Origin of the sequence: Micromonospora sp. NPDC000668 (assembly GCF_042897975.1) — a bacterium.
GTDB lineage: Bacteria > Actinomycetota > Actinomycetes > Mycobacteriales > Micromonosporaceae > Micromonospora.
This window is the reverse complement of the sequence record NZ_JBIAYP010000002.1, coordinates 338,746-359,569: the sequence shown is the minus strand read 5'-3', so window position 1 is coordinate 359,569 and position 20,824 is coordinate 338,746. Positions and strand designations below refer to the sequence as shown.

20 protein-coding genes are annotated in these 20,824 nt (G+C 70.8%); 7 read left to right on the top strand and 13 right to left on the bottom strand.

Features of this window, described 5'->3' with window-relative positions; genetic code table 11:
- A complete protein-coding gene (gene thrS, locus ACFY29_RS11080) occupies nucleotides 1–1,218 on the top strand; it encodes a threonine--tRNA ligase (RefSeq protein WP_386985186.1) in 1,218 nt (405 codons plus the stop codon).
- Between the two features lie 59 nt (nucleotides 1,219–1,277).
- Here the strand turns inward: thrS and ACFY29_RS11075 are convergent, their stop codons facing one another.
- From ACFY29_RS11075 to ACFY29_RS11060, 4 genes are all read right to left on the bottom strand, one after another.
- Complete coding sequence (locus tag ACFY29_RS11075; protein ID WP_386986644.1) at nucleotides 1,278–3,212, bottom strand: ABC transporter ATP-binding protein; 1,935 nt, start codon at nucleotides 3,210–3,212, stop codon at nucleotides 1,278–1,280.
- Nucleotides 3,213–3,376: 164 nt separating this feature from the next.
- Entirely contained in the window at nucleotides 3,377–5,110 is a 1,734-nt protein-coding gene (locus ACFY29_RS11070; protein ID WP_328423453.1) for an ABC transporter ATP-binding protein, read from the bottom strand.
- Complete coding sequence (locus tag ACFY29_RS11065; protein ID WP_386985184.1) at nucleotides 5,104–5,586, bottom strand: MarR family winged helix-turn-helix transcriptional regulator; 483 nt, start codon at nucleotides 5,584–5,586, stop codon at nucleotides 5,104–5,106. The genes ACFY29_RS11070 and ACFY29_RS11065 overlap by 7 nt, the downstream gene beginning before the upstream one ends.
- Nucleotides 5,587–5,611: 25 nt before the next feature.
- Nucleotides 5,612–6,058 (bottom strand): DoxX family membrane protein, encoded by a 447-nt coding sequence (locus ACFY29_RS11060; RefSeq protein ID WP_386985182.1) that lies wholly within the window; start codon nucleotides 6,056–6,058, stop codon nucleotides 5,612–5,614.
- A gap of 81 nt (nucleotides 6,059–6,139) precedes the next feature.
- On the opposite strand from ACFY29_RS11060, the gene ACFY29_RS11055 reads away from it, so the two are divergent.
- Nucleotides 6,140–6,700, top strand: a complete 561-nt coding sequence (locus ACFY29_RS11055; protein WP_386985180.1) for a TetR/AcrR family transcriptional regulator — start codon at nucleotides 6,140–6,142, stop codon at nucleotides 6,698–6,700.
- A gap of 28 nt (nucleotides 6,701–6,728) precedes the next feature.
- Here the strand turns inward: ACFY29_RS11055 and ACFY29_RS11050 are convergent, their stop codons facing one another.
- Together ACFY29_RS11050 and ACFY29_RS11045 are read right to left on the bottom strand one after the other, a co-directional pair.
- Nucleotides 6,729–8,168, bottom strand: a complete 1,440-nt coding sequence (locus tag ACFY29_RS11050) for a GuaB1 family IMP dehydrogenase-related protein (protein WP_355602458.1) — start codon at nucleotides 8,166–8,168, stop codon at nucleotides 6,729–6,731.
- A gap of 102 nt (nucleotides 8,169–8,270) precedes the next feature.
- Nucleotides 8,271–10,022 carry an acetyl/propionyl/methylcrotonyl-CoA carboxylase subunit alpha gene (locus ACFY29_RS11045; protein WP_386985177.1) on the bottom strand — a complete coding sequence of 584 codons (1,752 nt, stop codon included), beginning with the start codon at nucleotides 10,020–10,022 and terminating at the stop codon, nucleotides 8,271–8,273.
- Nucleotides 10,023–10,169: 147 nt separating this feature from the next.
- Here ACFY29_RS11045 and ACFY29_RS11040 point away from each other — a divergent pair, with 147 nt between their 5' ends.
- From ACFY29_RS11040 to ACFY29_RS11030, 3 genes are all read left to right on the top strand, one after another.
- Nucleotides 10,170–10,781 carry a PadR family transcriptional regulator gene (locus tag ACFY29_RS11040; RefSeq protein ID WP_328426303.1) on the top strand — a complete coding sequence of 204 codons (612 nt, stop codon included), beginning with the start codon at nucleotides 10,170–10,172 and terminating at the stop codon, nucleotides 10,779–10,781.
- 120 nt (nucleotides 10,782–10,901) lie between these two features.
- A complete protein-coding gene (locus ACFY29_RS11035; protein ID WP_328423465.1) occupies nucleotides 10,902–11,861 on the top strand; it encodes an ATP-binding cassette domain-containing protein in 960 nt (319 codons plus the stop codon).
- A 17-nt stretch (nucleotides 11,862–11,878) separates the two neighbouring features.
- Nucleotides 11,879–12,634, top strand: coding sequence for an ABC transporter permease (locus ACFY29_RS11030; protein WP_386985175.1), 756 nt, complete (start codon nucleotides 11,879–11,881; stop codon nucleotides 12,632–12,634).
- Nucleotides 12,635–12,711: 77 nt separating this feature from the next.
- On the opposite strand, the gene ACFY29_RS11025 is transcribed toward ACFY29_RS11030, so the two are convergent.
- The 6 genes from ACFY29_RS11025 to ACFY29_RS11000 all read right to left on the bottom strand — a co-directional run bounded on the left by ACFY29_RS11025 (nucleotide 12,712) and on the right by ACFY29_RS11000 (nucleotide 17,476).
- Complete coding sequence (locus ACFY29_RS11025; RefSeq protein WP_355602464.1) at nucleotides 12,712–13,365, bottom strand: O-methyltransferase; 654 nt, start codon at nucleotides 13,363–13,365, stop codon at nucleotides 12,712–12,714.
- Nucleotides 13,362–14,030 (bottom strand): Maf family protein, encoded by a 669-nt coding sequence (locus tag ACFY29_RS11020; RefSeq protein WP_355602466.1) that lies wholly within the window; start codon nucleotides 14,028–14,030, stop codon nucleotides 13,362–13,364. Before ACFY29_RS11020 ends, ACFY29_RS11025 begins: the two co-directional genes overlap by 4 nt.
- 174 nt (nucleotides 14,031–14,204) lie before the next feature.
- The gene (locus ACFY29_RS11015) at nucleotides 14,205–15,344 is read right to left on the bottom strand and encodes a S8 family serine peptidase (RefSeq protein ID WP_386985172.1); all 1,140 of its coding nucleotides are present in this window, start codon (nucleotides 15,342–15,344) and stop codon (nucleotides 14,205–14,207) included.
- The gene (locus tag ACFY29_RS11010) at nucleotides 15,341–16,720 is read right to left on the bottom strand and encodes a hypothetical protein (RefSeq protein ID WP_386985171.1); all 1,380 of its coding nucleotides are present in this window, start codon (nucleotides 16,718–16,720) and stop codon (nucleotides 15,341–15,343) included. Before ACFY29_RS11010 ends, ACFY29_RS11015 begins: the two co-directional genes overlap by 4 nt.
- Nucleotides 16,717–17,175 (bottom strand): hypothetical protein, encoded by a 459-nt coding sequence (locus ACFY29_RS11005; RefSeq protein WP_386985170.1) that lies wholly within the window; start codon nucleotides 17,173–17,175, stop codon nucleotides 16,717–16,719. The genes ACFY29_RS11010 and ACFY29_RS11005 overlap by 4 nt, the downstream gene beginning before the upstream one ends.
- 88 nt (nucleotides 17,176–17,263) lie before the next feature.
- Nucleotides 17,264–17,476: an acyl-CoA carboxylase subunit epsilon gene (locus tag ACFY29_RS11000; RefSeq protein ID WP_355602472.1), complete on the bottom strand. Its 213-nt coding sequence runs from the start codon at nucleotides 17,474–17,476 to the stop codon at nucleotides 17,264–17,266.
- Nucleotides 17,477–17,566: 90 nt separating this feature from the next.
- Here ACFY29_RS11000 and ACFY29_RS10995 point away from each other — a divergent pair, with 90 nt between their 5' ends.
- Together ACFY29_RS10995 and ACFY29_RS10990 are read left to right on the top strand one after the other, a co-directional pair.
- Nucleotides 17,567–19,549, top strand: coding sequence for a protein kinase (locus ACFY29_RS10995; RefSeq protein ID WP_386985167.1), 1,983 nt, complete (start codon nucleotides 17,567–17,569; stop codon nucleotides 19,547–19,549).
- Nucleotides 19,550–19,638: 89 nt separating this feature from the next.
- On the top strand, nucleotides 19,639–19,872 hold the full coding sequence (locus ACFY29_RS10990) for a hypothetical protein (protein WP_328423481.1): 234 nt from the start codon (nucleotides 19,639–19,641) through the stop codon (nucleotides 19,870–19,872).
- A gap of 109 nt (nucleotides 19,873–19,981) precedes the next feature.
- Here ACFY29_RS10990 and ACFY29_RS10985 read toward each other — a convergent pair whose 3' ends face one another.
- A complete protein-coding gene (locus tag ACFY29_RS10985) occupies nucleotides 19,982–20,737 on the bottom strand; it encodes a GH25 family lysozyme (RefSeq protein WP_386985165.1) in 756 nt (251 codons plus the stop codon).
- Nucleotides 20,738–20,824 lie beyond the last annotated feature (87 nt).

Genomic DNA, 20,824 nt, shown 5'->3' with positions numbered 1-20,824 from the left:
ATGATTGACCACCGCAGGCTCGGCCGGGAGCTGGACCTGTTCGTCTCCGACCCGCTGGCCGGCGCCGGCCTGCCGATCTGGCTGCCGGCCGGCGCCGCCGCCCGGCACGCCGTCGAGGAGTACGTCCGGGAGTTGGAACGCCGCTCCGGCCACCAGCACGTCTACTCGCCACCGTTGGGCAAGCGGGAACTCTTCGAACTCTCCGGGCACTTCGGCTACTTCGCCGACGACATGTTCCCGCCGATGCGGCTGAGCGCCGACGACGAGTTCGTGCTCCGGCCGGCACTCTGCCCACACCATGCGCTGGTCTTCCGGGCCCGGGGCCGCTCCTATCGGGAGCTGCCGCTGCGGATCGCGGAGCTGGGCGGGATGTACCGCTCGGAGCGCTCCGGGGTGCTCGGCGGGCTGTCCCGGGTACGTGCCATCTCGCTCAACGACGCGCACACCTTCTGCGCCCCGGACCAGGTGGGCGAGGAGGTCGTGGAGATCCTGGGGCTGATCCGCGCCGCGCACGCCGCGCTCGGCGTCCGCCCGGCTGGCTTCCGGCTGTCGCTGCACGGGCCGGGCGAGAAGTACGTCGGCGACGACGCGCAGTGGGCCCGCGCCGAGGAGTTGCTCCGGGGTGCGCTGGCCGGGGTGGACTACGTCGAGGCGCCGGGGGAGGCCGCCTTCTACGGCCCGAAGATCGACATACAGATCGTGGACGCGGCCGGCCGGGAGTCGACCATCTCCACCATCCAGCTGGACTTCGACAAGCCGGAGCGGTTCGACCTGTCGTACACCGATCGGGACGGCAGCCGGCGGCGGCCGGTGATGGTGCACCGCAGCCTGGTCGGCAGCATGGAGCGGCTGTTCGCGTACCTCATCGAGGTGCACGAGGGCGCCTTCCCGGCCTGGTACGCGCCGGTCCAGCTCATGCTGCTGCCGGTGGACGACGGGCAGGTCGACGCGGTGACCGAGCTGGCCCGGCGGGCCGTCGACGCCGGCCTGCGGGTCGAGGTCGACGCCGCCGGCTCGCTGGGCGCCCGGATCCGGGACGCGGCCCGCCGCCGCGTCCCGTACCTCGGAGTGCTCGGCTCCCGCGAGGCGGCCGACGGGCACCTCGCGCTGCGCCTGCGCGGCGGCCGCGCCCTGGACCCGATGCCCGCCGCCGCCGCGCTCGCCCTGATCAGCCGACAGGTCGCCAGCCGCGCGGCCGACCTGCTGCCGCCGGCCTGACCCACCCGCCGATCCGGGGCGGATCGTCGTCGACCGAACAGTGCGCACGGCGATCCGCCCTAGACCGACGCGGGCTGGGCGTTGGCGGGCGCGGCCGGGGCGGCGGTGTCGTCGTCCACGGCGGCACCGGTGAACTGGGAGCGGTAGAGCCGGTGGTACGCGCCCTGAGCGACGAGCAACTGCTCGTGGGTGCCCTGCTCGACGATGCGACCGTTCTCCATCATGAGGATCAGGTCGGCGTCCCGGATGGTGGAGAGCCGGTGCGCGATGACGAAGCTGGTCCGATCCGAGCGCAGCGCCGCCATCGCCCGCTGGAGCAGCACCTCGGTGCGGGTGTCCACCGAGCTGGTCGCCTCGTCCAGGATCAGCAGGGACGGCTCGGCGAGGAACGCCCGGGCGATGGTGATGAGCTGCTTCTCGCCGGCGCTGACGTTGCTGCCCTCCTCGTCGATCACCGTGTCGTAGCCGTCCGGCAGGCTGTGCACGAACCGGTCGACGAAGGTGGCCCGGGCCGCGGCGAGGATCTCCTCCTCGGTCGCGTCCGGCCGGCCGTAGGCGATGTTGTCCCGGATGGTGCCGCCGAAGAGCCAGGTGTCCTGGAGCACCATGCCGATCCGACCGCGCAGATCGTCGCGGCGCATGGTGGTGATGTCCACCCCGTCCAGGGTGATCCGCCCGGCGTCCAGCTCGTAGAACCGCATGACCAGGTTGACCAGTGTGGTCTTGCCGGCGCCGGTCGGGCCGACGATGGCAACCGTGTGCCCCGGCTCGGCGACCAGTGACAGGTCGTCGATCAGCGGCTTGTCCGGCTCGTAGCGGAACGAGACGTGCTCGAACTCGACCCGGCCGTGCGGGTCGAGAACCCGGGCCGGTTCGACCGGGTCGGGGCTCTGCTCCTCGGCGTCGAGGACCGCGAAGACCCGCTCGGCCGAGGCCACCCCGGACTGGAGCAGGTTGGCCATCGAGGCGAGCTGGGTGAGGGGTTGGGTGAACTGGCGGGAGTACTGGATGAACGCCTGCACGTCGCCAAGGCTCATCGTCCCGGACGCCACCCGCAGCCCGCCGACCACGGCGATCGCCACGTAGCTGAGGTTCCCGATGAACATCATCGACGGCATGATGATCCCGGAGATGAACTGCGCGCCGAAGCTGGCCCGGAACAGCTCCTCGTTCTTCGCGGCGAACGCGGCCTCCACCTCGCGCTGCCGGCCGAAGACCTTCACCAGCTCGTGACCGGTGTACGCCTCCTCGATCTGGCCGTTCAGCTCGCCGGTGTGCTTCCACTGCGCGATGAACTGCTGCTGCGAGCGCTTGGCGATGCGCTGGGTGACCAGCACCGACAACGGCACCGCGACCAGGGCCACCAGGGCCAGCAGCGGCGAGATCCAGAACATCACGCCCAGCACGCCGATCACGGTCAGCAGCGAGGTGAGCAGCTGGCTGAGGGTCTGCTGGAGACTGGTCGAGATGTTGTCGATGTCGTTGGTGACCCGGCTGAGCAGCTCACCGCGGGGCTGCCGGTCGAAGTAGGGCAGCGGCAGCCGGTTGAGCTTCTCCTCCACCTCCGCCCGCAGCCGCAGCACGGTGCGCTGGACCACCCCGTTGAGCAGCCAGCCCTGCCACCACGACAACACACTCGCGGCCAGGTAGAGCCCGAGCGCCAACAAAAGCACCCGGCTCAGGGCGCTGAAGTCGATGCCCGCCCCGGGCACGATGTCCATCCGGGCCAGCATGTCGGCGAAGCTCTCGTTGCCGCCGGCCCGGGCCGCCGCGACGGCCTGCTCGGTGGTCGTCCCAGCCTCCAACTGCCGGCCGATCACCCCGTTGAAGATCAGGTCGGTGGCGTGGCCGAGGATCTTCGGCCCGGCGACACTGAAGCCGACGCTCACCACGGCCAGCGTGATGATCGCGGTCAGGTGCAGCCGGTGTGGGCGCAGCCGGCCGAGCAGCCGCCGGGCGGACGGCCCGAAGTTCATCGACTTCTCGGCGGGCATACCGGCGCCCGCCCACGGCGGCCCGCCGCCCTGGCGGCCCGGAGGCAACCGCTTCGGCGTCGCCGCGTCGCCGCCGGGCTGTTGCGCGTCGCCCTCCGGCGTCCGCGCGTCGCCGGCCGGCTTCTGCGTGGGTACGGCCGCAGTCCGCGACTCGTCGGGCTCGCTCATGCCGGCACCTCCGCCGTCTGCTGGGAGGCCACGATCTCGGCGTACGTCGGGCAGCTCTCCAGCAACTCCTCGTGTCGTCCCACTCCGACGACCCCTCCGTCCTCAAGCACGATGATCTGGTCGGCGTCGACGATCGTGGAGACCCGCTGGGCCACGATCACCACTGCGGCCTGCGCGGTGACCGGGCGCAGCGCCGCCCGCAGCCGCGCGTCGGTGCCGAGGTCGAGCGCCGAGAACGAGTCGTCGAACAGGTAGATCTCCGGCTGCCGGACCAGCGCCCGGGCGATGGCCAGACGTTGCCGCTGCCCACCGGAGACCGTGCTGCCGCCCTGGGCGATCGGGGCGTCCAGCCCGCCCGGCATCTCGGCCACGAAGTCCCGGGCCTGGGCGATCTCCAGCGCCGCCCACAGCTCGTCGTCGGTGGCGTCCGGGTTGCCGTAGCGCAGGTTGCTGGCGACCGTGCCGGTGAACAGGTACGGCCGCTGCGGCACCAGGCCGATGCGCCGCCACAGCTCGTCGGGTGCCAGCTCCCGTACGTCCACACCGTCGACCAGCACCGCGCCGGCGGTGACGTCGACCAGGCGGGGAACGAGCGACAGCAGGGTGGTCTTGCCGGCGCCGGTGCTGCCGATGATCGCCGTGGTGGTGCCCGGGGTGGCCCGGAAGGAGATGTCCCGCAACACCGGCTCGACCGCGCCCGGGTACTGGAAACGCACCCCGCGCAGCTCCAGCTCGGCCCGGGTGGGCAGCTCGGTGACCGGGTCGGCGGCGGGGACCACCGACGAGTCGGTGTCCAGCACCTCGATGATCCGCTCGGAGCAGACCGCGGCCCGGGGCACCATCATCAGCATGAAGGTGGCCATCATCACGGCCATCAGGATCTGCATCAGGTACTGAAGGAAGGCGGTGAGCGCGCCGACCTGGATCGCACCGGCGTCGACCCGCTGCGCGCCGAACCAGAGCACCGCCACGCTGGAGACGTTCAGCACCAGCATGACCACCGGGAAGATCAGGGCCAGCAGCCGGCCGGTACGCAGCGCCGTGGCGGTCAGGTCGGCGTTGGCGACGCCGAAGCGATCCGTCTCGTACGGCTCGCGGACGAAGGCGCGGACCACCCGAATGCCGGTGATCTGCTCGCGCAGCACGCGGTTGACCGTGTCGATCCGGGTCTGCATCAGCCGGAACCCCGGCACCATCCGGCGGATGATCGCGCTGAGCGCGACGGCCAGCACCGGCACGCTGACCAGCATCAGCCAGGAGAGCCCGAGATCCTCCCGCAGCGCCATGAACACGCCGCCGACGCTCATGATCGGTGCGGCGACGAGCATGGTGCAGCTCATCAGCACGAGCATCTGCACCTGCTGCACGTCGTTCGTGTTGCGGGTGATCAGCGACGGCGCGCCGAACCGGGCCACCTCGCGGGCGGAGAAGCGGTTGACGTGCCCGAACAGCGATGCGCGGACGTCCCGACCGAAGCCCATCGCGATCCGCGCGCCCAGGTAGACCGCCGCGATCGAGCAGATGATCTGGATCAGGCTGACCAGCAGCATCCAGCCGCCGGTGCGCACGATGTAGTCGGTGTCGCCCCGGGCCACGCCCTGGTCGATGATGTCGGCGTTGAGGCTGGGCAGGTAGAGCGAGGCCATGGTGCCCACGAACTGGAGCAGCACGACCGCCGTCAACGGTTGGTGGTAGGGACGCAGGTGATTGCGCAACAGTCGGATCAGCACGACGGATCCTTCGGTTCGGTGTCACGTCCGGCCATCCGCGGGTCGTCCCCGCTGCCGATGACCTCGAGCAGGAACTCGCGGATGACCTGGGCTTTCGCCGGGTCGGCGTCGACCGAGGTGAGCGGATTTCCGGAGTGCATCAGCGTGGTGAGCGCCGCCACCCGCTCCCGCCCGGCGGGAGTGATGGCGAGCCGGACGCTGCGCCGGTCGCTCTCGTCGCGCTGCCGCTCGACCAGCCCTTCGCGGGCCAGCGTGTCCACGATGCCGGTCAGGGTCGCCGGGCGCACGAAGCCCTTTTCGGCGACCTTCCGGTGGGGCAGCTCGCCGTGTCGGGCGAGCGTCATCAGCGTCACCATGCCAGCCTGGGTGAGGCCGTGCTCCTCGGCGAGGTAGCGGTTCCACCGCTGCCCGACCAGGTGCCCGGCCACCACCACCAGCCGGCCGAGCGGCACATCCTGGAGTGAGACGAGTTCCACGGAAGGCAGGTTAGCCCCCTGATAGTCAGGGGCCAAATGAAATAACCGCCGCAGTAGCCACGAACACGATCTGCAGGGCGGTGCGCGGGCCGAGCGGGGTGACCGGCTTCCCGCCCAGGGTCAGCCCTCGGCGGGCGGCCGAGACGTTGGCCGGGAACATCGCGAGCATGAGAAGGCCGAGCCCGACCGCGGCCAGGCGGGCTGTCGCCGGCGCCAGCAGGCCGACCGCGCCGACCAGTTCCAGTACGCCGGTCAGGGTGACCAGCAGGGCCGGCCTGGGCAGGGCGGGCGGGACCATCGCGATCAGGCCGGCGCGCCGCTGGCCGACGAAGTGCGCGACGCCGGTCAACACGAACATCAGGGCCAGCCCGACCCGTAGTGCGGGGTGCCAGCCGTCCAGTGCGGTGATGCCGGCCAGGCCGGCCAGGCGGGCCAGTGCGGTGCCGACCACCAGGGCGATCAGGGGTGCCATCGAATCCTCCTCGGGAAACTTGTCAGTGACAAGATTGCCGCCTGGACCGGTATCTTGTCAATGGCAAGATATGATTCGGGCATGACCGAAACGCGCGCGTACCACCACGGCGACCTGCGCCGTGCCCTGCTCGCCGCTGCGGTGGAGGCGATCGAGGAGGTCGGGCCGGCCGCGTTGAGCCTGCGCGACCTGGCCCGCAGGGCCGGCGTCTCGCATGCCGCGCCCGCGCACCACTTCGGCGACAAGGCGGGTCTGCTCACCGCGCTGGCAGCCCAGGGCTTCGACCTGTTGGCGCAGGCGCTGGTCAGGGCGGGTGACGACATGTTGGCGGCCGGTGTCGCGTACGTCGACTTCGCCGTCCAACGCCGGGCGCACTTCGAGGTGATGTTCCGGCCCGAGCTCTACCGGGCCGACGACGCCGAGTTGGTCGCCGCGCAGGGGCAGGCCCGGGCCGCACTGCGGGCCGGGGTGGGCGCACTGCCCGCCCGTGGCGCGCCCGCCGATGCCGACCGGGACTCGCTCGCGGCCTGGTCGATCGCGCACGGCTTCGCGACCCTCTGGCTGGCGGGCGCACTGCCGGACCGGGTCGGTGACGACCCGCGCGTGGCCGCCCGTGCCGTACTGCGCCGGCTCGTCAACTGACCACCGCGTGGCGGCCTGCGCCGAACCCTCACCAGCTGGTGGGCAGCGGCATCCCCTCGGTGTAGCCGGCGGCGCTCTGTACGCCGACGACCGCCCGCTCGTGGAACTGCGTCAGGTCCCGCGCGCCGGCATAGGTGAAGGCGCTGCGTACCCCGGCGATGATCTCGTCGATCAGGTCCTCGACGCCGGGCCTGGCCGGGTCCAGGTGCATTCGGGCCGAGGAGATGCCCTCCTCGAACACCGCCTTGCGGGCCCGGTCGTACGGGCTGTCGTCGGCGGTACGGGCGCTGACCGCCCGCGCCGAGGCCATCCCGAAGCTCTCCTTGTACCGCCGGCCGTCCGCGTCCGTGTAGAGGTCACCGGGAGACTCGTAGGTGCCGGCGAACCAGGAACCGATCATGACGTTCGAGGCGCCGGCGGCGAGCGCGAGCGCCACGTCGCGCGGGTGCCGTACGCCACCGTCGGCCCAGACGTGCCGGCCGAGCTCCCGGGCCGCCGCCGAGCAGTCGAGCACGGCGGAGAACTGCGGCCGGCCCACCCCGGTCATCATCCGGGTGGTGCACATCGCCCCCGGGCCGACGCCGACCTTGATGATGTCGGCACCCGCCTCGACGAGGTCGCGTACCCCCTCGGCGGTGACCACGTTGCCGGCCGCCACCGGCACCCCCGGGTCCAGCTTGCGGACCGCCTGCAGGGCGGAGATCATCCGCGCCTGGTGGCCGTGCGCGGTGTCCACGACCAGCGTGTCCACCCCCGCCTCCAGCAGCGCGGCGGCCTTGCCGGTGACGTCCCCGTTGATCCCGATCGCGGCGGCGATCCGCAGCCGACCCCGATCGTCCACCGCCGGCGTGTAGAGGGTGGCCCGCAGCGCGCCCTGCCGGGTCAGCACCCCGACCAGCCGGCCGTCGGCGTCCACCACGGGGGCGAGTCGGCGCCGACCCGCCGAGAGCAGGTCGAAGCCGGCACGCGGGTCCGCGTCCGCCGGAACGGTGTGCAGCTCGGTGGACATCACGTGCCGCAGCTGGGCGAACCGGTCCACGCCCAGGGTGTCCGCCTCGGTGACCACGCCCATCGGCCGGCCGGCCTCGTCGACCACGATCACCGCGCCGTGCGAGCGCTTCGGCAGCAGGTGGATGGCGTCGCCCACGGTCTCGGTCGGGCCCAGGGTGATCGGTGTGTCGTAGACCAGGTGCCGCTGCTTGACCCAGGCGACGACGTTCGCCACCACCTCGATCGGGATGTCCTGCGGGATCACCGCGATCGCGCCCCGCCGGGCCACCGTCTCGGCCATCCGCCGGCCGGCGACCGCGGTCATGTTGGACACCACCAGCGGGATGGTGGTGCCGGTGCCGTCGCCGGTGGACAGGTCGACATCGAGCCGGGAAGCCAGGTCGGAGCGGGCCGGCGCCATGAAGACGTCGGTGTAGGTCAGGTCGTGCGCGGGGACCGCGCCGTGAAGAAACCGCACCCGGCCATCATTCCTGCCTGCGGCCACCCGTGCCCCCGTCGGTGCCGCAAACCACCCCCGCAACGCCTCGCCTGCGGACAAAGCGTGCGGAAGGGGTACCCGTCAGGCGATGGTGCAGATGGCGGCACCGGCGGTGATCACGGCACCGACCTCGGCGGTGAGCCCGCTGACCGTGCCCGCCTTGTGGGCGTGCAGCGGCTGCTCCATCTTCATCGCCTCCAGGACCACCACCAGGTCGCCCTCGGCCACGGTGTCGCCGTCCGCCACCGCGATCTTGACGATGGTGCCCTGCATCGGTGAGGTGAGCGCGTCGCCGCCGACCGGAGCGCCGGCCTTGGCTCCTCCGCCGCGCCGGGTCGGCTTGCGCGCGGCTGGCGCGGCGGTGGTCGTACCCCCGCCGAAGCCGGCGGGGAGGCTGACCTCCAGCCGCTTGCCACCCACCTCGACCACCACGGTCTCGCGTTCGGCCGGCGCCTCGGCGGCGCTGGCGGCCGCGGCGAACGGCGGCACGGTGTTGTGGAACTCGGTCTCGATCCACCGGGTGTGCACGGTGAACGGCTCGGCGGTGAAAGCCTCGTCCCGCACCACCAGCCGGTGGAACGGCAGCGCGGTGGCCATCCCGTCGATCACCATCTCGTCCAGCGCGCGTCGGGCCCGCTCCAGCGCCTCGGTCCGCGTCTCACCGCTGATGATCACCTTGGCCAGCAGCGAGTCGAAGTTGCCTCCGATCACGTCGCCGGCCGAGATGCCGGTGTCCACCCGTACGCCGGGGCCGGTGGGCAGCCGCAACGCGGTGACCGTGCCCGGGGCGGGCAGGAAGTTGCGGCCCGGGTCCTCGCCGTTGATCCGGAACTCGATGGAGTGCCCACGCGGCGTCGGGTCCTCGGTGATCCGCAGCTTCTCGCCGTCGGCGATCCGGAACTGCTCGCGGACCAGGTCGATGCCGGCGGTCTCCTCGGTGACCGGGTGCTCGACCTGGAGCCGGGTGTTGACCTCCAGGAAGGAGATGGTGCCGTCGGCGCCGACCAGGTACTCCACCGTGCCGGCGCCGTGGTAGCCGGCCTCGCGGCAGATCGCCTTGGCGCTGTCGTGGATCTGCGCGCGCTGAGCGTCGGTGAGGAACGGCGCGGGCGCCTCCTCGACGAGCTTCTGGTGCCGCCGCTGCAACGAGCAGTCCCGGGTGCCCACCACGATCACGTTGCCGTGCTGGTCGGCGAGGACCTGCGCCTCGACGTGCCGCGGCTGGTCCAGGTAGCGCTCGACGAAGCACTCGCCCCGGCCGAACGCCGCGACCGCCTCCCGGGTGGCCGACTCGAACAGCTGGGGGATCTCCTCCATGGTCCGGGCCACCTTGAGGCCGCGCCCGCCGCCACCGAAGGCGGCCTTGATGGCGACCGGCAGGCCGTGGTCGACGGCGAACGCCATCACCTCGTCCGGGTTGGCCACCGGGTCGGGGGTGCCGGGGACCAGCGGTGCGCCGGCGCGCTGGGCGATATGCCGGGCGGTGACCTTGTCGCCCAGGTCGCGGATGGCCTGCGGAGTGGGGCCGATCCAGGTCAGCCCGGCGTCGATGACCGCCTGGGCGAAGTCGGCGTTCTCGGACAGGAAGCCGTAGCCGGGGTGCACGGCGTCGGCGTCGGCCCGGGCGGCCACGTCGAGCAGCTTGTCGATGCGCAGGTACGTCTCGGTCGCGCTGTCCCCGCCGAGCGCGTACGCCTCGTCCGCGAGAGTGGCGTGCAGGGCGTCGCGGTCGGAGTCCGCGTAGACCGCGACACTGCCCAGGCCGGCATCGCGGCAGGCGCGGATCACCCGGACGGCGATCTCGCCGCGATTGGCGATGAGTACCTTGCGCACCTTCGTGGCTCCTCCCGGCAGGTTACTGACCGGGAGTGTATCGGCCACCCTGGTGGCCCTAACGATCGCTCAGTGTGGGATGCCGCACTGTCCCTGCCGCCTCTAGTCAAACTTGGCTAATACGCTTGTGTGGTGTCTGCGACTCGGATGATGATCCTCGGGCTAGTGCGGTGGATGCAGCCCGTGCACGGCTACGACGTGCGCCGCGAGCTGCTGAGCTGGAGCGCCGACAAGTGGGCCAACGTGCAGCCCGGGTCGATCTACCACGCGCTGCGCAAACTCACCGAGGAGGGACTGCTCCGCGCCGTCGCCACCGAGCAGGTCGGCGCCCGTCCGGCACGCACCACGTACGAGGTGACCGCCAAGGGGGAGGACGAGTTCGAGACGTTGCTGCGCAACCTCTGGTGGAACTTCAACGAGCCGACGGACCCGTTCACGGCGGCGTTCTCGTTCCTGCCCGCGATGCCGCGGTCCGAGGCGGCGGCGGCCCTGCGCAACCGGGCCAACCTGCTGCGTGCGGGCATCGAGTCGATGCGCGCCTCGCTGGAGTCGGACTGGGTGCGTAACACCAAACCGGTGCACGTCGGTTGGATGTTCGAGCTCTGGTCGGCGCGGGCGGAGGCGGAGATGAGCTGGTGCGAGCGGATCGCGGAACGGATCGACTCCGGAGTGTCGTACCTGCCTGCTGAGCTGACGAACGCCGAAGGTTGGCCGCAGTGGACGGACGGCGGAGAGCCGGCCGCTCCCGACACGAAATAATCAACGTTGACCACAAAAGCTATATCGCGTTAGCCTGCTGACGGCACAGCGGGGAGTGCGCCGTCCGGCGTCGTCCCCCTTGACGGCCGGCCCGGCCGGCCCGGACGACCAGGAGCAGAGATGATCGAGACCAGGGGGCTGCGGAAGTCGTTCCGCTCCCGCGCGGGTCGAGAGACGAAAACGGTGGACGCCGTGCGGGGCGTCAACCTTGAGGTCGCCGAGGGTGAGATCTTCGGCTTCCTCGGCCCGAACGGCGCCGGCAAGACCACCACGCTGCGGATGCTCGCCACGCTGATCGAGCCGGATGGCGGCGATGCCACCATCGCCGGCGCCGACCTGCGCAAGGACCCGGCCGAGGTGCGCCGTCGGATCGGCTATGTCCCGCAGGGCGGCAGCACCTGGGACGAGTCGACCGCGCGCGAGGAGCTGGTGCTGCACGCCCGGATGTACGGCATCCGCAAGGCCGACGCGCAGCAGCGCGCCGCCCGCGCCCTGGATGCCTTCCAGCTCACGGAGTACGCCGACCGCAAGTGCAAGACCTACTCCGGCGGCCAGCGCCGGCGGGTGGAGATCGCGCTCGGCATCATCCACGAGCCGAAGATCGTCTTCCTGGACGAGCCGACCACCGGCCTCGACCCGCAGAGCCGTGCCCACATGTGGGACGAGATCCGGCGGCTGCGCAGCGACGGGATGACCGTCTTCATCACCACGCACTACCTGGACGAGGCCGACGCGCTCTGCGACCGGATCGCGATCATGGACAACGGCGAGGTGGTGGCCGAAGGCACTCCGGCCGAGCTCAAGCGGGAGATCTCCGGCGACGTGGTGTTGGTCGGCCTCGACCTGGCCGCCACCCCGCAGGCCGCCCAGGTGCTCGACGGCGAGCCGTACGTCAACAAGCTGGAGACCGCCGACGAGGGCGGCCTGCGCCTCTACGTCGAAGAGGGTGCCGTCGCCATCCCGCAGGTCCTGCGCAGACTCGACCACGCCGGGCTGGACCTGCGCTCGATCGAGCTGCACCGGCCCAGCCTGGACGACGTCTTCCTGACCAAGACCGGCCGCTCGCTGCGCGAGTCCTGACCACCCGGAGACGACTCATGAAATTCGCCCGTGACACCTGGCTGATCTTCCAGCGGCAGACCCAGCTGCTGCTGCGCAACCCGGTCTGGGTCTTCGTCGGCGTCTTCCAGCCGGTGATGTACCTGCTGCTCTTCGCCCCGCTGCTCAAGCCGGCGCTGAACGCGCCCACCCAGGCCGCCGCCTACAAGATCTTCGTACCCGGTCTGCTGGTGCTGCTGGCCATCTTCGGCGGCCTGTTCCAGGGCTTCGGCCTGATCGCCGAGCTGCGCGCCGGGGTCATCGAACGCTCCCGAGTCACCCCGATCAGCCGGCTCGCACTGCTGCTCGGCCGCTCGCTGCGCGACGTGGTCTCGCTCCTCGTGCAGGCGATCATCATCACCCTGCTGGCGCTCCTGTTCGACCTGCGGGTGTTCATCGGGGACCTGCTGTTGGCGTACCTGATGCTCGCCCTGATCGCGTTGATGACCTCGGCCGTCTCGTACGGCGTCGCGCTCAAGGTCAAGAGCGAGGACGCGCTGGCCCCGCTGATGAACACGGTGGCTCAGCCGGTGCTGCTGCTCTCCGGCATCCTGCTGCCGCTCACCTTCGCGCCCGGCTGGTTGCAGGGCATCGCCGACTGGAACCCGTTCTCCTGGGCGGTCGACGGCACCCGGGCACTGTTCGCTGGCGACCTGGGCAGCGACAAGGTCTGGCAGGGCCTGACCATCACCACGGTGCTCGCCGCGGCGGGGGTCGTCTGGGCCGCCCGCCAGTTCGCCCGCAGCGTGCGCTGACGCGACCCAGTTCCTGGATATCGGGGTGTCCTTCGCACGTGGACACCCCGATATCCGCGTTCAGCGGTTGTCGCCCTTCAGCGCACCCGGGCGAGCGTCAGGCCGTCCGCGACCGGCAGCATCACCGGGTCCACCCGCACGTCGGCCAGCACCTCGTCGTTGAAGGCGGCGATGGCCCGGTCGGCTTCGTTCTGCGGCGCGATCACCCGGCCGCCGCGCAGCACGTTGTCGACGGCGATCACCCCACCCGGACGCATCCGGGGCACCAACTCCGCCCAGTAGACCGGGTAACCGGTCTTGTCCGCGTCGATGAACGCGAAGTCCAGGTACCGCTCGTGCGGTAGCTCCCGCAGCCTGTCCCCGGCCGGGCCGATACGCAGGTCGATCTGGTCCTGCACGCCGGCCCGAGCCCAGTAGCGCCGGGCGATGCCGGTGAACTCCTCGGAGATGTCGAAGCAGGTCAGCCGCCCGTCCTCGGGCAGTCCTCGGGCGATCGCCAGCGCCGAGAGCCCGGTGAACGTGCCGACCTCGACCGCCTGCCGCGCGTCGAGCAGCCGGGTGAGGAAGGTCAGGAACGCGGCCTGTTCCGGGGCCACCTGCATGGTGGCGTGCTCCGGGAGCACCGACCGGGTCTCCTCGGCCAGGTCCCGGATGATCTCGTCGGGCGGAGAGCCGTGCGCGACCAGGTACGCGTGCAGCTCGTCGGTGAGCGGGATCGACTTGGTGGTCATGACCGGACGTTACCGAGCGGCTCGATCGTCTGACCTCCGGGCGCGACCTTCGTCCACAGATCGGTGATCCGCAGGCCCAACTCGGCGAGGAGGCGGCGCAGCAACGGCATCGAGAGCCCGACCACCGTCCCCGGGTCACCCTCGATCCGCTCCACGAACGGCCCGCCCAACCCGTCGATCGTGAACGCGCCCGCCACGGCCAGCGGCTCGCCGCTGGCCACGTACGCGGCGATCTCGTCGTCGCTGATGTCGGCGAAGTGGACGGTGGTCGAGGCGACCGCCTCCGCGCGACGCCCGGCGGCAACGTCGATCAGGCAGTGCCCACTGTGCAGAACGCCGCTGCGTCCCCGCATCCGCTGCCACCGCCGGGTGGCGTCCGCCGGGTCGGCCGGCTTGCCGAGGATCTCCCCGTCGAACGCGAGCACCGAGTCACAGCCGATCACCAACGTCCGCTGGTCGGTGGCCGGGCTCAGCCGGGTCAGCACCGCCTGCGCCTTGAGCCGAGCCAGCTCCAGGCACAGCTCTTCGGCTCGTTCGGTCACCACCAGGGATTCGTCCACCCCACTGACCAGCACGTCCGGCTCGATGCCAGCGGCTTGGAGAGACTTGCGACGGGCAGGGCTCGCCGAGGCGAGCACGAGGCGGAGCGGCAGAGATACAGACACGCGACCGACGTTACCGGCCCACCGCCCCCACGACCCGCGCACCACGACCACCCAGCCGCCCCAGCTCGCGCCCCGAACGCTTTGATCCACTCCATTTCGCCGACATCGCGCTATCCCATCTCGCGGACGCCCCCAGATCGCCGACCTTGAGTCGATCACCGTGCCGTCGACCCGTCAGCGACTGATTCGGGGCGGCGGGTCGTCGCCTCGCCGCCTCCGCCGCACCACCAGCGCCCATCCGACACCGGCAGCGACGACCACCCCTAGGGTGGCCAGGCCGCGTACCGTCGCGCCGCCGTCGTCGCCCGGCTGAGCGCCGGCCGCCGTAGTCGGACCACCACCGGCCGGCGCGCTTGCCGACTCAAACCCCAACGGGGGTACGTCCGCCGTCAGCGCCGCCACGAGGTCGATCACGCCATAGCCGTACTCGTCGTCACGCCCGGGCGGCCCCTTGTCAACGGCCGTGGCCGTGAGCCGGTGCGCCACCTCCTGCGCCGGCAGGTACGGGTACTTGGAACGGATCAGCGCCGCCGCACCGGCCACGATCGCCGTCGCACTAGAGGTGCCGGTTCCCTTCGAGTACTTGCCGTCGTAGCTGGTGCTGTAGATGTCGACCGCCGGTGCGACCACGTCGATCTGAGGCCCAGTCACCGAGACGGCCGCGTGCTGTCCAGCACGGTCGACACCGCCCACGGCAATTACACCTTCTTCTGTAGCCGGATACCGCACATCGGTGTCGGGCGGCCAATTGCCCCCAGCCGCTATCACGAGAATGTTGGCGTCTTTGGCGGCCCTCAGTGCTTGCTGAAGGCGCACACTGGCTCCGGCGACGGCTGAGATGCTTATTACGTCGGCACCCCTTGCGATGGCAAACTCGATACCGGAGGCCAGGGCGTCGGGGTCGCCCTTGCCGTCGAGTGGGGTGTCAAGGATTGGAAGGATCTTTGCCTTAGGCGCAATGCCAAGGGCACCCTGATTGTTGGCTCTTCCATGTGCAGCTATTAGGCCCGCCATCGATGTCCCATGACTGTCTCGATCTTGGCGACCATCGCCGCTACCCCCAGGTATTACGTCGGTGCCGCTTAGGAGGTTCTCACGTAGGTCAGGATGAGGGTCGACTCCTGTGTCCGGCACGGCGACGACCACCCCTGACCCTTGGCTCAACAAGTGCGCCTGCGTGATACGCAGGAACGGCAAGTGCCACTGATCGCCGCGTATAAGGTCTGGATCTTGTTGTGCTGTGAATGGACCTACGGGCAGTAGTATTGCGGCCAGGGCCAGTTTAGGAATGCTGGCCCGTAGCGGTCTATTCACCTGTTGAAGCCGATAGCTGGTCCAGGGTCGATTGGGTCATCCCTGTCCGGTGGACGGACTACCGGCGGAACGCCTTTTTCTGTCTCCCAGGGGTGGTCCGGATTCCATTGGCGGGGCTTATCTTCGGCCTCGGGCCCAACTCCCGAACGGCCTGTGTTCCCATGCAGCCCAGGTGCCCCGCCGATCGGAAGGCTGCTCGGGCTCCCATTGAAGCTGCGGCCCCCACCCGGACGGGTGCCTGCCGAACCAGTTGGTGCAGTCCCGGCACCGCCACCGCCAATGACGCCGCCGATCGGGTTGACCCTTCTAGGGGAACCAGAGTTGTTGACCGCCTGGCCCGGGCTCAGGCCTGGGACTCCCCCGATCAAGCCTCCAGTTGTAGGGGTCGAACGAGCGGGCGACCCAGGATGCGCCTCTCTTCCATCGGAACCTCCACTGACCGCCCTTCCGGTTACCCCATGCTGGGTCGTCCGGGGGTTCGGCAACGGCGGCGAACCCGCAGAAGCAGGAGGCAGCGTTGGCGTTGGCCCATGCCCCGGCCCAATAGTGGCTGGTGGACCAACCGTTCCCGCTGTCTGAATGCTGGGCGGCGTTGTGATGGGAGGCGCGTTCAGTCCAGCGGCAGCCCCGCCGAGCACTGGGCCCATCGCTGGCGCCGCTGGCGCCGGAATCGGCCGTGCAGCGGTCGCGCTAGGCGCGTCGATGGTCGTGGGAATAGTCAGTGGAACCGGGATGATCGGCGGAATAGCGGGCGGGGCAAACCCGCCGTACACGTCGGGGTCGTCTGGCTGCCTCGCGCTCTTCGGCGCTGCGGGTGGTTTTTGGAGGGTGGCTTGGGCTTGTTGGAGTTCGCCACTGAGGTTGAACATCATGGCGCGCGCCTGCACGTTCAGGCGTTCCAACTCGACGTCGGTCACCGGTGATGCCGTGACCCGGCTGCCCATGATCGCCTTCGGGTCGGCGGCCGTCGCCTCGTACGCCTGCTTCTGCTGAAGTTTGGTCGCGTACTCCTCATAAACCTTGCGGAGTTCGGCGCGGGTGGTGCCGATGGCCTGGGTGGCGGCGGAGAGCGCGGTGTAGTTGGCGGCGGCGGCGTCGTGGGTGTGCCGCACCTTGTCGATCAGCTCGTCGAGCTGGGCGAGGTACGTGACGGAGGCGGCGCTGGTTTCCGGCGGCCATGCCTCGGCCAGCCCGCGCCGGTAGTCCTGGAGTCGGCCGAGGTGGATCTGCGCCAGGTCGCAGACCTTGCGCCAGCCGGCGACCTGCTTCCAGTGGTTGGCGGTGTCGTGGTCCTGTAGGCACGCCCACATGCTGTTGACGTCCATCAGCTGCCAGTCGGTGAGGCCGGAGGTGCGGCCGCTGCCCCGTTCGATCACGGTAGGACCACCGGCCTCTCGCTGTCCGGGCTGGTCGGGTCGGTCAGCATCGGTGTCGGGCCGCCGGGCAGGACGGTGCCCGGGTCGGTGAGGGCCCGCTGGACGTCCACCACCCGGGCGGCGGAGAAGACGTCGGTGTCGGCGTACTGGGTGGCGACCCGGTCGGCGACGGCGGCGAGGTGGCCGGTGGCACCTCGGACCGCGTACACCATGTCGGTGGTGGCCTGCTGTGTCTCGTGATGGGCGTGCAGGAAGGTGACCAGCTCGATGAAGGCGTCGCAGGGGTTGGGCACCTTCGCGGACATGTCGTCGGCGATGTACGACAGGTGTGGGGCGTAGTTGCTCTCGACCTCGGCGGCGAGCCGGTCGGCGAACTCCCGGAGCTGACGGATGTCGGCCTCGATGCCGCCGTAGTTGCGCAGCCAGGGCGTGGGGCGGTCTTCTTCGGGGATCATTGATCCTCCCTACCCGTTACTGCACCGTTTCCCTGAGTGAGATTAACGGCTGGGAGCGACGCTGACAGCCCCCGTACGGCGGGTCGGGTCAGCGGGGCAGGCCAGCGGAGCGCCACCCGCCCGGACCGGCCGCGAGCGCCGTGCCGGCCGGTCGACCGCTGCGGGCCCAGACGGAGGGGTTCACTCGCGCGGGGGCGGCGGCTGGGCGGGATCGGACGACGATCGCGCCGACCAGGGCGGCCAACTCCTCGGCGGTGGGCACGCCGCGGACGACCCGGAACAGGGGCTCTTCGGCAGACATGCCGCCAGGGTACGCGGCGCGAAGTTGTGGGGAACGCAGAGTGGCGTGCCGGCGGTGTGAGGGCCGGGCCCTCCGGGTACCGTCTCACCGATGTCGAACGCGCTTCCCCAACTTGTCGCTGACCGATACCGGCTTCTCTCGCCGCTCGGCCAGGGCGGCATGGGTCGGGTGTGGAAAGCGCGCGACGAGGTGCTGCACCGGGACGTCGCCATCAAGGAGTTGGTGCCGCCTCCCGGCCTCACCGACGAGGAGCGCCGCGAGATGCGGGAGCGCTCGCTGCGGGAGGCTCGGGCCATCGCCCGGCTCAACCACGTCAATGTCGTCCGCATCTTCGACGTCCTCCGCACTGACGGCGACCCGTGGATCGTCATGGAGTACGTGGCGTCGAGGTCGTTGCAGGACACTCTCGCCGAGGACGGGCCGGTGTCGCCGGCCCGCGCGGTCGAGATCGGGCTCGGCGTGCTGGGCGCCCTCAACGCGGCGCACAAGGCTGGCGTCATGCACCGCGACGTCAAGCCCGGCAACGTTCTGCTCGGCGACGACGGCCGGGTGGTGTTGACCGATTTTGGACTCGCCACCATTCCGGGCGACCCGAACGTCACCCGCACCGGCATGGTGCTCGGTTCGCCCGCGTACATCTCGCCGGAGCGGGCCCGGGACGGCACCGCCGGGCCGGAGGCCGACCTGTGGTCGTTGGGCGCGACGCTCTACGCCGCCGTGGAGGGCAAGTCGCCGTACGCCCGGCCGTCGGCGATCGGCACGCTGGCCGCGCTGGCCACCGAGCCGATGCCGCCGCCGAAGAACGCCGGCCCGCTCAAGGCCGTGCTCAACGGGCTGCTGCGCAAGGACCCGAACGAGCGGATCAACGCTGAGGTGGCCGAGCGGCTGCTGCGCCGCGCCGGGGGCAAGCGGGCACGCAGCATCTCGCTGCTGGATGGCGTACGACGGCCGGGGCCGAACGGTCCGCGCGAGCCGCGCCCGCCACACGTGCCGGTCCCGCGGCCCGCCGAGAATCGCGCCGACCAGCCGGTGTCGCCACCTGCGCCGCGTACCCCGCCACCAGCGGCCGTTGCCGCGCCCCCCGCTGTCGACGCCACGCCGACTGCCGTCGTGCCCTCCGGGGCGGATGCTGACCCGACCGAGACGGTGCCGGCCGACGACCCGACCGCCGCTGTCGACCGCCCGGCGACCTCCGACGCCGAGCCCACCGCGAGCGTCGCGGGTCCGGGCGACACACCCGCCGACGGTACGAGGGCGGCCGACGACGACGAGCCGACCGTGGTCGACGGTCCGCCGGTGGCGCCGGAGCAGCGCAGGCCGACCACCCCGACGGCGGTCATGGCGGCTGCGGTCGACCCGGTCGGGCGCGCGGCGGTGCCGCCGTCCGACGGTACGAAGCCGAACAACACCCGACGCAACCTGCTGATCGGGGCCGTGGTGGCCCTGCTGCTCATCGGCCTCGTGGTGATCGTGCCGCTGCTCGGCAAAGAGGACGAGACCCCGGAGGCCGGCCCGACCGGGGTGGCCGGGACCTCGGCGCCGCAGACCTCCGCGCCGGCGGTGCCCCCGCCCACCAGCGGCGCTCCCAGCCCGACGCCGTCGGCCACTCCTTCGGTCGACCCGAACGCGCTGCCGCCAGGCTGGACGCTGCACAAGGACCCGGCCGGGTTCGCCCTGCCGCTGCCCGACGGCTGGGTGCGCCAGCCGGTCGACGGCAGCACGGTTGTCTTCGACCAGTCCAACGGGCCGGGCGAGCTGCTCGTGCAGTGGACCAGCAGGCCGGCACCGGACGCGGTCAGTGACTGGCGGGACAAGGAGCCGGACCGCAGGAAGTTCGTCAACAACTACCAGTACATCGACATCAAGCGGTGCGACTTCTGGAAGACCTGCGCGGACTGGGAGTGGCTGGAGACGCGCGACGGGACCCGGATCCACGTCCGTAACCGGGGCTTCGTGACGGCCACCAACCGCGGGTACGCCATCCGGTGGGAGGTCGCCGACAAGGACTGGCAGGCCAACCTGCCGAACTTCGAGCGGATCGCCACCGGGTTCGTGCCCGACCGCAAGGACTGAGCCGCGGGATTCGCGCCGGTACGGAACTGATTCGCATGACCTTCCGTCGTCTGGGGTATCTGACCTTCGACGACGGAAGAAGGTACGACATGGGTTACCGACGGAGGGATGCGCGGCCCCGGCTGGCACTGTGGATGCTCGTCGCACTCGGCGACGCGGTCCTGCTGCTGGTCAGCGTGGGGATCTCGGCGCTCATCGCACTGCTCAGCGTCGTGGCCGTTGCCGTCTGCGGCGTGGGCGCCTGGCGGCTGAGCCGGAGATCGACCCTGGCGCGCGAGGACGCTCCCGTGGTGGTGCCGGCGATGAGCCGGCGGCGGGCCTGACCCGTACCGGCCCAGTGGCGGCAGCCGGACCGATTGTCGACCGTGAGGTGACAGCCGATCCCGCTGCCGCCAACTGCCTCCCCAGGCGGATCGGGCGGAGCGGCGCGGATCAGGCCGTGTTGTTGGCCAGCGCGATCAGCCGGGTGCGGTCGCCGTTCCAGTAGTTGCGGTCCACGTTGCCGCTGATCCCGGAGACGGCGCCGGTGCTGGTGTACTGCCAGAAGCTCCACACTGGCGCACCCGCCGGCAGGGCGCCCGGCGTGCTCGCCCAGCGGGCCAGCCAGAGCGGGTGGTTCGCCCACGGGCCGGTCCAACTGCCGGTGCACTGGTTCCAGAAGCTGGCCGTGGTGTAGATGACCGCGTAGCGGCCGGTGCGGGAGCGGTAGGTGTTCAGGAAGTCCTGCACCCAGTTGCGCATCCCGGTGGTGCTGAGCCCGTAGCAGTAGCCGCCGGCGTACGGGTTGGCCTCCAGGTCCAGCGCGGCGGGGAGCGTCCGGCTGTCGGCCGACCAGGCGCCGCCGTTGGAGGCCAGGTAGTTGGCCTGGGTCGAGCCGGCGGAGATGTTCGGCCGGGCAAAGTGGTACGCCCCGCGGATCACCCCGGCGTTGTACGCGTTGACGTAGTTCGCGTTGAAGCGCGGGTCCTTGTAGCTGGTGCCCTCGGTCGCCTTGATGAACGCGAACTGGATGCCGGAGTTGCGGACGCTGGTCCAGTTGATGGAGCCCTGGTAGTTGGACACGTCGATGCCCGGCGTGGTGGCTGCCGCCGCCGGGCCAGCGGTCGCGACCAGGGCCGCCGCCGCGGTGGCGAGCACGGTGAGGCCGGCCGCGAGCACGCGGCGCAGCGACGATCTGGTATGGGCCATGGCTGCCTCCAAGGACGTCGGTCTATTGACGTCCATCTTTGGAGATAACTGCCTTAGATCACAAGACTGGTTAAGAAAATCTTCATC

Excerpts from the sequence above, each read along its gene's own strand:
- thrS (WP_386985186.1), top strand. The coding sequence starts at position 1 with ATGATTGACCACCGCAGGCTCGGCCGGGAGCTGGACCTGTTCGTCTCC.
- ACFY29_RS11075 (WP_386986644.1), bottom strand. The coding sequence starts at position 3,212 with ATGCCCGCCGAGAAGTCGATGAACTTCGGGCCGTCCGCCCGGCGGCTG.
- ACFY29_RS11060 (WP_386985182.1), bottom strand. The coding sequence starts at position 6,058 with ATGGCACCCCTGATCGCCCTGGTGGTCGGCACCGCACTGGCCCGCCTG.
- ACFY29_RS11055 (WP_386985180.1), top strand. The coding sequence starts at position 6,140 with ATGACCGAAACGCGCGCGTACCACCACGGCGACCTGCGCCGTGCCCTG.
- ACFY29_RS11040 (WP_328426303.1), top strand. The coding sequence starts at position 10,170 with ATGATGATCCTCGGGCTAGTGCGGTGGATGCAGCCCGTGCACGGCTAC.
- ACFY29_RS11035 (WP_328423465.1), top strand. The coding sequence starts at position 10,902 with ATGATCGAGACCAGGGGGCTGCGGAAGTCGTTCCGCTCCCGCGCGGGT.
- ACFY29_RS11030 (WP_386985175.1), top strand. The coding sequence starts at position 11,879 with ATGAAATTCGCCCGTGACACCTGGCTGATCTTCCAGCGGCAGACCCAG.
- ACFY29_RS11025 (WP_355602464.1), bottom strand. The coding sequence starts at position 13,365 with ATGACCACCAAGTCGATCCCGCTCACCGACGAGCTGCACGCGTACCTG.
- ACFY29_RS11005 (WP_386985170.1), bottom strand. The coding sequence starts at position 17,175 with ATGATCCCCGAAGAAGACCGCCCCACGCCCTGGCTGCGCAACTACGGC.
- ACFY29_RS11000 (WP_355602472.1), bottom strand. The coding sequence starts at position 17,476 with ATGTCTGCCGAAGAGCCCCTGTTCCGGGTCGTCCGCGGCGTGCCCACC.
- ACFY29_RS10995 (WP_386985167.1), top strand. The coding sequence starts at position 17,567 with ATGTCGAACGCGCTTCCCCAACTTGTCGCTGACCGATACCGGCTTCTC.
- ACFY29_RS10990 (WP_328423481.1), top strand. The coding sequence starts at position 19,639 with ATGGGTTACCGACGGAGGGATGCGCGGCCCCGGCTGGCACTGTGGATG.
- ACFY29_RS10985 (WP_386985165.1), bottom strand. The coding sequence starts at position 20,737 with ATGGCCCATACCAGATCGTCGCTGCGCCGCGTGCTCGCGGCCGGCCTC.